Source organism: Streptomyces sp. NPDC014734 (genome assembly GCF_043083325.1).
Lineage (GTDB): Bacteria > Actinomycetota > Actinomycetes > Streptomycetales > Streptomycetaceae > Streptomyces.
In genome coordinates this window covers 143,043-156,091 of the sequence record NZ_JBIBYN010000010.1, presented here as the reverse complement: position 1 = coordinate 156,091, position 13,049 = coordinate 143,043, and the positions used below count along the sequence as shown (strand labels likewise).

At 71.3% G+C, this 13,049-nt stretch carries 11 protein-coding genes; 5 read left to right on the top strand and 6 right to left on the bottom strand.

Going from position 1 to position 13,049, the window contains the following annotated elements; genetic code table 11:
• Window positions 1-142: 142 nt before the first annotated feature.
• The gene (locus ACF1CT_RS18330) at window positions 143-2,560 is read right to left on the bottom strand and encodes an ABC transporter (protein ID WP_391784885.1); all 2,418 of its coding nucleotides are present in this window, start codon (window positions 2,558-2,560) and stop codon (window positions 143-145) included.
• Between the two features lie 730 nt (window positions 2,561-3,290).
• On the opposite strand from ACF1CT_RS18330, the gene ACF1CT_RS18325 reads away from it, so the two are divergent.
• The gene (locus ACF1CT_RS18325) at window positions 3,291-4,091 is read left to right on the top strand and encodes a S1 family peptidase (RefSeq protein ID WP_391784884.1); all 801 of its coding nucleotides are present in this window, start codon (window positions 3,291-3,293) and stop codon (window positions 4,089-4,091) included.
• A gap of 136 nt (window positions 4,092-4,227) precedes the next feature.
• Window positions 4,228-4,716: a hypothetical protein gene (locus ACF1CT_RS18320; protein ID WP_391784883.1), complete on the top strand. Its 489-nt coding sequence runs from the start codon at window positions 4,228-4,230 to the stop codon at window positions 4,714-4,716.
• A gap of 231 nt (window positions 4,717-4,947) precedes the next feature.
• Here ACF1CT_RS18320 and ACF1CT_RS18315 read toward each other — a convergent pair whose 3' ends face one another.
• Window positions 4,948-5,163: a dodecin gene (locus ACF1CT_RS18315; protein WP_391784882.1), complete on the bottom strand. Its 216-nt coding sequence runs from the start codon at window positions 5,161-5,163 to the stop codon at window positions 4,948-4,950.
• Window positions 5,164-5,364: 201 nt separating this feature from the next.
• Between ACF1CT_RS18315 and ACF1CT_RS18310 the strand changes: the two genes are divergently transcribed.
• The 3 genes from ACF1CT_RS18310 (at window position 5,365) to ACF1CT_RS18300 (ending at window position 8,597) form a co-directional block, all read left to right on the top strand.
• Entirely contained in the window at window positions 5,365-6,621 is a 1,257-nt protein-coding gene (locus ACF1CT_RS18310; protein WP_391784881.1) for an extracellular solute-binding protein, read from the top strand.
• A 249-nt stretch (window positions 6,622-6,870) separates the two neighbouring features.
• Complete coding sequence (locus tag ACF1CT_RS18305) at window positions 6,871-7,695, top strand: GNAT family N-acetyltransferase (RefSeq protein ID WP_391784880.1); 825 nt, start codon at window positions 6,871-6,873, stop codon at window positions 7,693-7,695.
• On the top strand, window positions 7,692-8,597 hold the full coding sequence (locus tag ACF1CT_RS18300; RefSeq protein ID WP_391784879.1) for a lysophospholipid acyltransferase family protein: 906 nt from the start codon (window positions 7,692-7,694) through the stop codon (window positions 8,595-8,597). The genes ACF1CT_RS18305 and ACF1CT_RS18300 overlap by 4 nt, the downstream gene beginning before the upstream one ends.
• On the opposite strand, the gene egtD is transcribed toward ACF1CT_RS18300, so the two are convergent.
• Genes egtD through egtA form a run of 4 tightly spaced genes read right to left on the bottom strand, consistent with a single transcriptional unit; the run spans window position 8,540 to window position 12,928 of the window.
• A complete protein-coding gene (egtD, locus tag ACF1CT_RS18295; RefSeq protein ID WP_391784878.1) occupies window positions 8,540-9,502 on the bottom strand; it encodes an L-histidine N(alpha)-methyltransferase in 963 nt (320 codons plus the stop codon). The two genes, ACF1CT_RS18300 and egtD, sit on opposite strands and share 58 nt — an antisense overlap.
• Window positions 9,499-10,254 carry an ergothioneine biosynthesis protein EgtC gene (gene egtC, locus ACF1CT_RS18290; protein ID WP_391784877.1) on the bottom strand — a complete coding sequence of 252 codons (756 nt, stop codon included), beginning with the start codon at window positions 10,252-10,254 and terminating at the stop codon, window positions 9,499-9,501. Before egtC ends, egtD begins: the two co-directional genes overlap by 4 nt.
• A complete protein-coding gene (egtB, locus tag ACF1CT_RS18285; RefSeq protein WP_391784876.1) occupies window positions 10,254-11,615 on the bottom strand; it encodes an ergothioneine biosynthesis protein EgtB in 1,362 nt (453 codons plus the stop codon). Before egtB ends, egtC begins: the two co-directional genes overlap by 1 nt.
• Window positions 11,612-12,928, bottom strand: a complete 1,317-nt coding sequence (egtA, locus tag ACF1CT_RS18280) for an ergothioneine biosynthesis glutamate--cysteine ligase EgtA (protein ID WP_391784875.1) — start codon at window positions 12,926-12,928, stop codon at window positions 11,612-11,614. Before egtA ends, egtB begins: the two co-directional genes overlap by 4 nt.
• Window positions 12,929-13,049 lie beyond the last annotated feature (121 nt).

The window sequence follows — 13,049 nt, the reverse complement described above, 5'->3', positions numbered from 1 at the left end:
GCACGGCGAGGAGCGGCCGTGAGGCATGCCCATGATTGGTCTGGACCAACACATGGTCAATGTTCTTTGCCGTTTCATGTCCGATTGCTTGCCTGAAACAGCAACTTGCCATGGCATGCGGCGAGTTGAACGGACCCGTGCCTCAGCCGGATCCGAGGGCGGCCCGGAGGAAGGGCGCCGTACGGCCCACATCCGCGCGGGCGACCTCCGCGGGCGTTCCCGCCGCCACGATCCGGCCGCCCCGGTCGCCACCACCGGGGCCGAGGTCGATCACATGGTCGGCGCCCGCCACCACCGCCATGTCGTGCTCCACGACCACCACCGTGTCGCCCGCGTCGACCAGACCGTGCAACTGCCGCATCAGCACCTCGACATCGGCCGGGTGCAGGCCGGTCGTCGGCTCGTCGAGGAGGTACACGGTATGGCCCCGGCGGGCGCGCTGGAGCTCGGCGGCGAGCTTGATCCGCTGGGCTTCGCCGCCCGACAGCTCCGTGGCGGGCTGACCGAGCCGCAGATAACCGAGCCCGACATCGAGCAGCGTCCGCAGACTGCGCTCGGCGGCCGGCGTGCCGGCGAGGAAACCGGCCGCCGACTCCACCGTCAGATCCAGCACCTGCGCGATGTCGAGGCCGCGCAGGGTCACCTCCAGGGTCCGGGGGTTGTACCGGGCCCCGTGACAGTCCGGGCAGGGCGCGTACGTGCTGGGCAGGAAGAGCAGCTCCACGGAGACGAACCCCTCGCCCTGGCAGGTCTCGCACCTCCCGCCCGCCACGTTGAAGGAGAACCGCCCCGCCCGGTAGCCGCGCTCCCGTGCCGTGTCCGTCCCGGCGAACAACTTCCGCACCACGTCGAAGAGCCCGGTGTACGTGGCCAGATTGGACCGGGGGGTGCGGCCGATCGGCTTCTGGTCGACCTGCACGAGCCGGTCCACCGCCTCCACACCCTCGACCGACGCGCACCCCGCGGCGGGGGCGTCCGGGACCCGGTCGGCGGCGGACTGCCGGCCGGCGAGAACCCCGGCCAGCACCTGCCCCACCAGGGTCGACTTCCCGGAGCCCGACACCCCTGTGACGGCCGTGAACACACCGAGCGGGAACGCGACGTCCACGTCCCGCACGTTGTGCCGGTTCACCCCGTTCAGCCCCAGCCACCCCGAGGGGGTGCGCACCGGCCGCACCGGCGCGGGCCCGTCCTCGAAGAGGAAACGCCGGGTCGCCGACTCCGCCACGTCGGCAAGACCCGCGGGGGGACCGCTGTGCAGCACCCGCCCCCCGTGCTCGCCCGCCAGCGGCCCCACGTCCACGAGCCAGTCCGCCCGGCGCACCACGTCCATCTGGTGCTCGACGACGAACACCGAGTTCCCGGCCCGCTTCAACCGGCCCAGGACCGTCAGCAACGACTCGGTGTCCGCCGGGTGCAGACCGGCCGACGGCTCGTCCAGCACATAGACGACACCGAACAGTCCGGATCTCAACTGCGTGGCGAGGCGCAGGCGTTGCAGTTCGCCGGACGACAGCGTCGGAGCCGTCCGGTCCAGACTGAGATAGCCGAGGCCGAGCTCGGTGACCGTATCGATCCGGGCCAGCAGCTCCGTTGTCAGCACCCGCGCCGTCTCACCGCCGCCCGCCGCGCGCAGCACCTCGGCGAGCGAACCGAGCGGAAGCGCGGCGAGACCGGCGATGGTACGGCCGGCGAAGGTGACGGCCATCGCCTCGGGCCGCAGACGGCTTCCGCCGCACACCGAGCAGGGCGCGCTGGTCAGAAAACGCTCGGCCCTGGCGCGCAGGGTGCGGCTCCTGGAGTCCGCGAAGGTGTGCATCACATAGCGGCGCGCACTCATGTACGTGCCCTGGTAAGGGCGTTGGATGCGTCCAGCGTCGCGCACCGGATGGACCGTCACCACCGGCCGCTCGTCGGTGAACAGGATCCACTCGCGGTCCCCGGCGTCCAGATCGCGCCACGGCCGGTCGATGTCGTATCCGAGGGCGTCCAGCACATCGCGCAGGTTCTTGCCCTGCCAGGCCCCCGGCCAGGCGGCGATCGCACCGTCCCGGATCGACAGCGAGGGGTCGGGGACGAGCAGCTCCTCACTGGTGCGGTGCACCCGGCCGAGACCGTGGCACTCCGGGCAGGCCCCCGCGGCCGTGTTCGGCGAGAACGCGTCGGAGTCCAGCCGCTCGGCGCCGGCCGGGTAGTCACCGGCACGCGAGAACAGCATGCGCAGGGAGTTGGAGAGCGTGGTGACCGTACCGACGGAGGACCGGGCGCCGGGCGCCGAGCGGCGCTGCTCCAGCGAGACGGCGGGCGGCAGTCCGGTGACCTCGCCGACCGCGGGAGCGCCGACCTGGTGGATCAGCCGACGGGCGTACGGCGCGACGGACTCGAAGTAGCGGCGCTGCGCCTCCGCGTAGATGGTGCCGAACGCGAGCGAGGACTTTCCGGACCCCGAGACACCGGTGAACACGGTGAGGGTGTCGCGCGGGATGTCGACCGAGACGTCCTGGAGGTTGTGCTCACGCGCGCCGCGCACCCGGACGTACGGATCGTGGGGGGAGTGCATGGCGGGTCTCCGTACGGCTCGGGATGGTTCGTGCGGCCCCGGCCGCATCTTCTCGATTTTAAGGCTGTCCCGTAATCCGTGGTGGATCGGTGCGCGGCGCCGGACGCGGTGCATCGCACGGCGGCGGGCCCCGCGTCCCGGCGTACGCGCCGACCGGGCGGCGCGCCTCGGCCCGCGCCGAGCGCCCGCCCGTGATCGGCGGCGACTCGGAGCGTGGGAGGCGATGGGGCTCCGAGGAGGCGTGCCCAAGGGGATGCGCGGGCTTGGGTGCTTTCTGCACGGAAAAGAAAAATCTTCCTAATGCGCTGTCTGTGTCTTTCGGTCCTCCTGAACGGGCGCGTCCTTTACATGATGTGAACCTTGTCTATACCAAATGGCTGCGTTATCTTCATGATCAGGTTTTTCTGGGGCGGGGGGATGTTCGACGGGCTCAGGCTTCGAACGAATGCGATTCCGCAGGCAGGGGCTCCCTCGGCATCTTCCGATGTCTTCCTTCCGGTCATTCCGGTCCTGTCGGCCCTTCTGGGGGGGCGTGCGTCACGGCGCCGCCGTCCGGTACCGACGTGCTCCTTTTTGCGGTCGCGACCCTCTTCGAGAAGCCTTTCGAGGGTCCTTCATGACGGCTGGTCCCGTCGATGGCGGCACGAATCGGCATGTATCCCGGCCCTTTCATGGACGGCTGGAAAGAGAGCCGTCAACGTATGCACGCGTGAGTGATAGGGGAGTACGCATGAAGCGCGTCAAATGGCAGCGGTCCTCCGTCGTGGTCGCCGGACTCCTGGTACTCGCCGGGAGTCCGGCGGTCGCCGCCGACCAGGGGCCGGCGGTTGCACCCGTCGCGGTCGATGCCGACGGCGATGTGACCAAAACCGGTAGGGAGGGCCCCGAGGCCCGGATAGCCAACGGTGAAAAGGCATCCTCCTCCAGAGGCATGGCGGCGGTGCACGCGTACGGCGCCTACCAGTGCTCCGGGTCCATTGTCGACAATCGATGGATACTCACCGCCAAACACTGTCTGTACAACGGCTCGTCCAGATATCCGGACTCGTCGCTCTCGGTCCGGGTGAAGAGCCTGAACCGGAGCACCGGTGGCGGAGTGGTCAAGGTATCGCTCTCGAAGGTGCGAACGAACAACGACATCGCCATGCTGAAGCTTGATCGCTCCGCCAATGCCGAGCCGGTGTCGCTGGCATCCGCCAATCCCAAGTGGCAGGCGACGACCTATGCATTCGGGTGGGGTGCGACATGTAAGAACTGTGGTTCGTCGCTCACCCTCAAGCGTGCCGAGCAGTACGTGGACTCCACTTCATGGACCGACTTGTACGGCGGCGAGGCGATACGTGTCGTTGCCAGTAATGGCGCGGTGTGTCACGGGGATTCGGGGGGTCCGCTCTTCAAGCTGGTCGATGGCAAGCGCTATCAGGTGGGTGTCCTGTCCAGCGGCGACACGGAGTGTGCCGGGCGGGGCGATAATTACGCCTCGGTCCCCCGCAGCCTGGACTGGATAAAAGACGTCATGAAGAAATTCTGACGCCGGCGTCCAGCGGTTCGGTGGCCCGCCGGTTCGACCGGTGGGCCACCGTTCCCGGCCTCGGCCGGTCCTGTTCCGTCGCTCGGCCGGTTCGGGCGCGAGGACGCGTGGTCGCGCGTGCGGGAGACTGACCGCTGTGAACAGCGACCACCGGCCACTGGCCGTATTCGACGTGGACGGCACGCTCGCGGACACCGGCCATCGCCAGCACTTCCTCGCGGGGGCCCGTCGGGACTGGAACGGTTTCTTCTCCGCCGCCACCGACGACCCGCCGCTGCCCGAAGGGGTGAGCCTCGTCCTGAGCAGTGCCGAGGAGTGCGAGATCAGGTATCTCACCGGGCGGCCCGAGCGGTGCCGTCGGGACACCCTGGCCTGGCTCGCGGAGCAGGGCCTGCCCGAGGGGCGGTTGTACATGCGGCGCAACGACGACCGCAGGCCCGCCCGGCACACCAAGCTCGACATCCTGAGGCGGTTGGGCCGGGAGCGTGAGGTGCGCGTGCTGGTCGACGACGACGAACTCGTCTGCGACGCGGCGGAGCGGGCCGGATTCCCCGTGGTGCGGGCCCGCTGGGCCGCCGTGTCACCCGCGCTCGAAGACGCTCAGGAGCGCGAGGGCCGCACCTGAGGTCCGACGTGCCGGATGCACACCGGGGCACGTCACGCCGCGTCGCACCGCGACACCTCACGCCGCGTCACCGCCGGCCGACGTGCCGGTGCGTCGACGGGATGCGCGAGCGGCCCGGCGCGGTCGTCGCCGCGTTCCCGGCGGTGCGCGCAGGCCGCCGACGGGGGCGCACCGCCGGGGCGCGCAGGCCCCGTTCCGCCGACCTGGTCCCGTCGGCCCGGTCGCCCTCGCTCACTTCGGTTCGTCGAGCCGGAAGCCGACCTTCAGGCCCACCTGATAGTGCTCGATCCGGCCATCTCTGATCTCTCCGCGAACCTCTGTGATCTCGAACCAATCGAGATTGTGCAACGTTTCCGAAGCCCTCGCGACGGCCCTGCGGACGGCGTCATCGACGCCCTCGTGGGAGGTTCCTACGATCTCGGTGACCCGATAGGTGTGGTTCGACATGTTATGTCCCCTCTCGCTCCTACCACGGTGCCCCACCCGGACCGGGTACGCGAGGGGTCGGTGTGCAGAATGTCCCGTGAACGGGCCTTGACCAATTCAATGGTCCATACCAAAATCCAGCCACGCCCGTGCGAGCGCAGCCCGCAGTCCCCCACACCGGGTTCTGGATTTAGTCGTGCCGTTTCGCAGAAGGTGAACCTGGTGAAGAACCGCATGATCGTCGGAGCCGTCGCGCTCGTTTCCACTTTCGCCCTGGGCGGATGCGGAATCCTTCAGGGGGCTGAGGGGTCAGGCAACAAGAAGGTCACGATCTGGCTGATGAAGAACAGCGTGTCCAGCGATTTCCTCAAGCGGTTCACGAAGGCATATGAGGACGAGCATCCCTCCATTCGGCTGGAGTTCAAGATCCAGAACTGGAGCGGCATCGGCCCGAAGGTCATGGACGCGCTCAACGGCAAGGACACGCCGGACGTCATCGAGGTCGGAAACACCCAGGTGTCCCAGTACGCGGGCAGCGGCGGGCTGCGCGACCTCACACTGGAGTCCGTGCGCGACCTCGGCAGCGAGGACTGGCTGCCCGGCCTCGCCGACCCCGGCAGCATCGACGGCGTCCAGTACGGAATCCCCTGGTACGCGGCCAACCGAGTGGTCATCTACAACAAGGACCTCTTCGCGCAGGCCGGAATCAAGTCCCTGCCCAAGACCCGCGACGAGTGGATCGAGGCCGGCGAGCAACTCGACCGGGACGGCAACCAGGGCATCTACCTCGCCGGCCAGAACTGGTACGTGCTCGCCGGATTCATCTGGGACGAGGGGGGCGAACTCGCCGACGACAGCACCGGCGAGTGGAAAGGCACCCTCGACAGTCCCGAGGCGCTGCGCGGCATGAGCTTCTACAAGAAACTCCAGGCGCTCGGCGACGGCCCCAAGAACGCGGACGAGGAAAAGCCCCCGCAGGCCGAGGTGTTTGCCAAGGGAGATGTCGCACAGATCATCGCGATACCGGGTGATGCGGCGCAGATCGAGCGGCTGAACCCCGAACTCAAGGGAAAACTCGGCTACTTCCCGATCCCGGGCAAGACCGCGAAAGCACCCGGCTCCGTATTCACCGGCGGGTCCGACCTGATCGTTCCCGAGAAGGCGAATCAACGGGCCGCGGGCATCGACGTGGTCAAGGCGCTGGCGAGCAGCAAGTGGCAGGAGGAGCTCGCCAAGACCATGAGCTACGTGCCCAACAAGCCGAGCCTCGCCCAAGTCATCGACGGCCAGGAGGGCACGGCGGCGATGGCCCACGGAGCGACGAAGGGCCGGGCGACCCCCAACTCGCCGCAGTGGGCGGCGGTCGAGGGCGCCAACCCGATCAAGCCGTACATGACCACCGTGCTGGAGGGCGGTGACCCGCGCAAGGCGGCGAAGGAAGCGTCGGAGAAGATCAGCGAGCAGCTCGCGGGCAGCTGATCCGGGGGCCTGCGGCTCGCACGGGTCGGGCGGGGGCGCGGCCGGCCGCGGCGGGCCGCGCCCGGGGACACCGGGGATCCGGCCGCGCCCGGCTCGGGGGGCGCACCCGGGATTCAGCCTTCGCACATCCCGGCTCTCCCGGCCGGTCATGTCGAATCCAGCCGGTGACGGAAGAAGTAGGGGGCCGGGCCTTCGCAGCGGTGCGACGGCCCGGCGGCCGCCCTTGCCGATCCGTCATCGGAGACCGTCATGAACGCGCTGCCTGTCACGTCCCTCCCCGTCGCCCCCGTCGCCCCCGTCGCTCCGACGCGACCCGGTCCTCCCGCCCCACCGCGCTACCGGGTGTCCCTCGCCGTCGACCAGGAGGAGGTGCGCGCGGCCCAGCGCCTGCGCCATCTGGTCTTCGCGGGGGAACTCGGCGCGCGGCTGGACGGTTCCGAGCCCGGCCTGGACAGCGACGCCTTCGACGCCTACTGCGACCACCTGCTGGTGCGGGAACAGAGCACCGGGGACATCGTCGCCACCTACCGCGTGCTGCCGCCCGACCGGGCGCGGATCGCCGGGAGGCTCTACGCGGAGGGCGAGTTCGACCTCGCACGGCTCGCCCCGATCCGCGACGACCTGGTGGAGGTGGGCCGGTCCTGCGTCCATCCGGCGCACCGCGACGGTGCCGTCATCGCGCTGATCTGGGCCGGACTCGCCCGTTACATGGAGCGCACCGGCCACAACTGGCTGGCAGGCTGCTGCTCGGTACCCCTTGCCGACGGCGGCCTGGCGGCTGCGGGGGCCTGGGAGACCGTTCGCACGAAGTACCTGGCACCCGAGGACCACTGGGTGACCCCGCACCGCCTCTGGCGGGCCGACGCGGCCGTCGCCGCACGCGCGGACCTGCCCACCGGTCTCGCGGCGCTCCCCCCACTGCTCCGCGGGTACCTGCGGCTGGGCGCCAGGGTCTGCGGGGCACCGGCCCACGACCCCGACTTCGGCGTCGCCGACCTGTACGTGCTGCTGTCGCTGAGCAGCACGGACCCCCGCTACCTGCGCCACTTCCTCTCGCTCGCCCCGCTGCGATGAACCCCTGGCTGCCCGCCGCGTCCTGCACACCGCACGACTGTGCCGGACACGACGGTCCCACCCGGCCGCGCCTTTTCGCCGCGGCGCTGCTGTGCGCCGGCTGCGTGCTCGTGCTGGCCGGAGCCCTGGGCGCCCCCTTCGCGCTGATGCTGGGCCCGGCTCCGCGGGAACGGCTGATCCGGCGCTGGGCGTACGGGGTCGTGCGGGCCTTCGGCGTACGCGTGCGGATCACCGGGGGACGGGCACCGGACGACGGGACCCGCACCGCACCGGGCACCCTCGTCGTCGCCAACCACATCTCCTGGCTGGACGTCCCGCTCGTCGCCGCCGTGTTCCCCGGCCGGATGCTGGCCAAGCGGGAGATATCCGCCTGGCCGGTTCTCGGCCCGCTCGCCGCCGCGGGCGGCACCCTGTTCGTCGACCGCGACCGGCTGCGCGCGCTGCCCGCCACCGTGCGCGAGATGGGGGCGGCGCTGCGCGGCGGTTCCCGGGTGATCGCCTTCCCGGAGGGCACGACCCGTTGCGGGCGCGGCGGCGGCCGCTACGGACCCGCCGTGTTCCAGGCCGCGATCGACGCGGATGCCGAGGTCCGGCCGGTGCGCATCGGCTACCGGACCCGGCCGCCGCGCGACACCGAGCGCGACGGCCGGGCCTCCGGTGCCGGCGGCTCCCTGCCGGCGGCGCCGGACGCCCCGGCAGGCGCCGCCGCGTTCGTCGGCGACGACCCGCTCACGGCCTCGCTCTGGCGCGTGGTGACGGCCGTCGGACTGACCGCCGAGATCCACGTCCTGCCACCGATCCGGGCCGCCGACCGGCCGGATCGCCGGGCCCTGGCCCGGCTCGTTCAGACCGCGGTGGCCAACGACAGCGCGAACCGGGCGGCGGAATCCGTCCACCACTGATCCATTCGGAGCCCTGCGGTGGCGAGTTCGTCCCGGACGCCCTCCTCCCGGAACTTGGCCGACACCTCCGTGCGCACCTCCTCGCCGGCCTCGAACGGGACCACCAGGTCCAGTCCCGGGATCTTCACCGTCAGCGCCTCACGGGCCCGCAGCCGCATCTCGATCCACTCCCGCCGCGGGTCCCACAGCGCCACGTGGTCGAAGTCCGCGGGATCGAAGTCCGCGCCCAGCTCCCGGTTCACGACGCGCAGCACGTTCTTGTCGAACTCCGCCGTCACCCCCGCGGCGTCGTCGTACGCGGCGACCAGTACCTCCTCGTCCTTCACCAGATCCGTGCCGAGCAGCAGGGCGTCGCCGGGGGACAGCAGCGAACGCACCGATCTCAGGAACACCGACCGCTCCTCGGGCAGCAGATTGCCGATCGTGCCGCCGAGGAACGCCACCAGCCGGGGCCCCGGGGTTCCCGGCAGCGCGAGACCGCCGGTGAAATCGGCGACCAGCGCGTGCACGCAGAGCCCGGGGCGCTGCGCCAGCAGGGCCTCGGCCGCACCGCGCAACGCGCTCTCGCTCACATCGACCGGCACGTAGCTGTGCAGTGCGGGCAGCGCGTCCAGCAGGTGCCGGGTCTTGTCCGACGACCCCGAGCCCAGTTCCACCAGGGTCCGCGCCCCCGAGACCGCGGCGATCTCCGCCGCGCGCTCGACGAGGATCTCGCGTTCGGCACGGGTCGGGTAGTACTCCGGGAGCCGGGTGATCTCCTCGAACAGTTCGCTGCCGCGCGCGTCGTAGAACCACTTGGGCGGCAGCGTCTTGGGCCGCCGGGTCAGACCGTGCAGCACATCGGCGCGCAGCGCCGCGTCCGTCGCGTCCGCCGGCAGGGTGCGGGTCAACAGGAAGGGACTCACGGGGAGGGCTCCTTGAGCGGGGTCAGCAGAACGTCGTCGCGGGTGGCGGTCAGCAGTGTCCGGTCGGGGACCGCGCGCCAGCGCGGGTCGTCGTCGTACGGTTCCGAGGCCACGACCGTGCGCGGGCCGGGCCCGGTGAGATAGCACAGGGTGTCGCCCCAGGCCGTCGCCACGATCCGGGTGCCGTCGGTGAGGAGCAGGTTCAGCCGCGAACCCGGAGCGGCGGACGCCACGTCGAGCACGGTGTCGGCGACGGCCTGCGGCAGCGCGTCGCCGTCCGACAGGCGGTGCCGGACCAGGGCCCAGACCAGGGCCGAGTCGCAACGGGCGGTGAGGGCGAGGAGCGCGGCCGGGGGCAGCGCGGCGGCGAGCGGTTCCAGGGAACCGGGCCAGCCCGCCACCGCGCCGTTGTGGCTGAACAGCACTGTGCCGTCGGCGAACGGCGCGGCGGCGGCCTCGCCGTCGTCGCTCGCCTCGGTCGCGTCCCGCACCGCGGCGAGCAGCGCGGTGCTGCGCACCACCCGGGCCAGATCGGAGAACGTCCGGTCGCCCCAGACCGGGCCCGACCGCCGGTACCGCCCCGGCACCGGATCGCCGTCCGCGTACCAGCCCACACCGAAGCCGTCGGCGTTGACGGTCCCGTACCGCTGTCGCCGTGGCGCCCAGGACTGGCGCACCAGACCGTGCGGGGGCAGCACGAGCACCTCTCCCAGGGCCACCGGCGGTCCCAGGTAAGCCACATGACGACACATCAGGCATCCCTCGCGGTCCGGAGACCGGAGAAGATCTGGCGCCGCACCGGCAGGTCCCAGTTGCGGAACGTTCCCCGGCAGGCCACGGGATCCACGGCGAACGAACCGCCGCGCAGCACCTTGTGGGCCGGACCGAAGAACACCTCCGAGTACTCGCGGTACGGGAACGCCGCGAAGCCCGGGTGGGGCAGGAAGTCGCTCGACGTCCACTCCCACACGTCACCGATCAGCTGCCGCACGCCGAGCGGCGACTGCCCGGCGGCGTAGGCCCCCGCCCGGGCCGGTCTCAGGTGACGCTGTCCCAGGTTGGCCCGGTCCGGCGTCGGGTCCTCGTCGCCCCACGGATAGCGCGTCGAACGCCCCGACACCGGGTCGTGGCGTGCCGCCTTCTCCCACTCCGCCTCCGAGGGCAGCCGGCGCCCCGCCCAGCGGGCGTACGCGTCCGCCTCGTACCAGCTGACGTGCAGCACCGGCTCTTCCTCGGGCACCGTCTCCGTCACCCCGAAGCGGCGGCGCAGCCACCGGCCGTCGTCCCGGTGCCAGAACAGCGGAGCGGCGAGTTCGTGCTCGCGGACCATCGCCCAGCCCTCCGGGGCCCACCAGCGCCGTTCGGTGTACCCGCCGTCCTCGACGAACCGCAGGTAGGCGCCGCAGGTGACCGGGGCGGTGTCGAGGAAGAACGCGGGCACGTCGCGCACATGGGCGGGGCGCTCGTTGTCGAGGGCCCACGGTTCGGTCGACGTCCCCATCGTGAACGGTCCGCCCGGGACGAGGACCTCGACGGGGAGGGCGTCCGCATCGGTGGGGGCGGGCGGCACCGGCGCGCTCAGCACCGCGGGCCCCGACCTCAGCTGATGGGTGATCAGCATCGTCTCGTCGTGCTGCTGTTCATGCTGGGCGATCATGCCGAAGGCGAACCCGTCCCGCAGCAGCGGCCGGTCCTCGCGCAAGGCCGTCCCGTCGAGGACGTCCAGGGCACGCCCCCTCACCTCCGAGGCGTACGCGCGTGCCTCGGCGGGCGGCAGCAACGGCAGCGTGGGGCGGGTCGCCCGGGGATGCTCGAAGGCGTCGTAGAGCCCGTCGATCTCCGGGCGCATCGCCTCCCGTCCGGCCACCGCGCGCAGCAGCCACAGCTCCTCCTGATTACCGATGTGTGCGAGATCCCAGACCAGAGGCGACATCAACGGCGAGTGCTGGGAGGTGAGTTCATGGTCCTCCACGCTGTCGGTCAGCAGCGCGGTGCGTTCCCGGGCGGCGAGCAGCGCGGCGAGTGCGCGCCGACGGAGTGCCTCGGGGTCCGTCAGCGCGGGGCCGGCCGGAACACCGGCCCCGGCCGCGTCGGGTGCGGGGGAGTGGGTCATGAGCGGGGCCCCTCGTCGTGGCCGGAGCCGCCCGCAGGGTCCGGTGCGAGCAGTCCGGGAAGATCGTCGGCGGGGCACCGGCCCCGGGCGACGAAGCGATCGTTGAACTCCGCGACCGTCTGCTGCACGGCCGCGGTCGCCCCCATCCGGGGCAGTGCCTCCAGCGCGGCCTCGAAGCACGTCGTGGCGGCCGCCCGCAGGTCCGGGTCGGTCAGTCCGTCACGGGCGGCACCCACCCACAACGGATTGCGCGGCGCGGGCCCCGGCCCCGCCGTCTCGGCCAGTGGTTTGACGGTGCGGTACACGGTCTCGGCGGCCTCCGGGTCGTCGAACACGGCGGTGATGACGGCCAGCGGCACCAGCCACCCGTCCACGCCGTACTGTGCGTCGATCATGCGGAGTTCGAGATGCCCGCGCGGACGTACGGGCGGGAAGAGGGTACTGATGTGGTAGTCGAGGTCGTCGCGCACCGGTGGCCGCGGTACGCCGGTGCGGATCCAGTCACGGAAGGTAAGACCGTTCGGCACGGCCCACGGCCCCGCCTCCTCCCGGATGCACATCACCGGCGTGTCCAGGACGTACGCGGCCCAGGCGTCACGGGGCGGCAGATGACCGGCCGGTGCCAGGGTCCGCCACGGATCGAGGTCGTTCCAGAGCGACTGCCGGGTGGACCGCCACGACGTCCGACGACCGTGGCGCAGGGGTGAATTGGCGAAGACCGCGACCAGCACCGCGCCCAGCAGGTGGGCCAGTTGCCAGCGCCGCCCGTAGCCGAGCGGTCCGGGTTCCTCCTCCCCGGCGTCCAGGCACACCTGCACGGACGCCGAGGTGCACATCATGGCGCGACCGGAGGGACCCGACCGGTCCAGCGCGCTCTCCATGGCGTCGTAGCGGGGCTCACGCAGTCGACGGCGCGGCGCGTGCCACGGATCGACACCGAAGCCCACCGGAGCGAGACCGAGCCGGTCCAGGGCGTCGCGTACGGCGGCGAGATCGGCGGCCGTGGCGTCGATGCAGGCCATCAGGGAGTCCGCGGGGCGCGAGCTGAGTTCCAGCTGGCCGCCGGGTTCGAAGGTGAGCGCCGCGCTCAGACGCAGCGCCCGCAGGGCGGCGACGGCGTCGTCGAGACGGTCGTGCGGGACCGGGACCCGGGGACGGTCCCGGTGGTGAATGAGCCATTCGAGCTCCACACCGACCGCGGTGGGCGGTCCGGTCTTGAAGCAGATGCAGCGCAGTAAATCCTCCGCCCCGCTCTCGTCCAGGGGCGGGGCCGGGTAGGGCGGACCGTGGTCGCCGGATGCGTCGGATGACATGCCGGGCCTCCTTCTGCTCGGTTCGTCCGTACCAGCCAAACCCCTGCCGGGGGGATCGCACAAGAGCGCCCCGACGGGTCGGAAATTCGGTTGCGCGCGTGCCGTCGGAGCATCGAACATG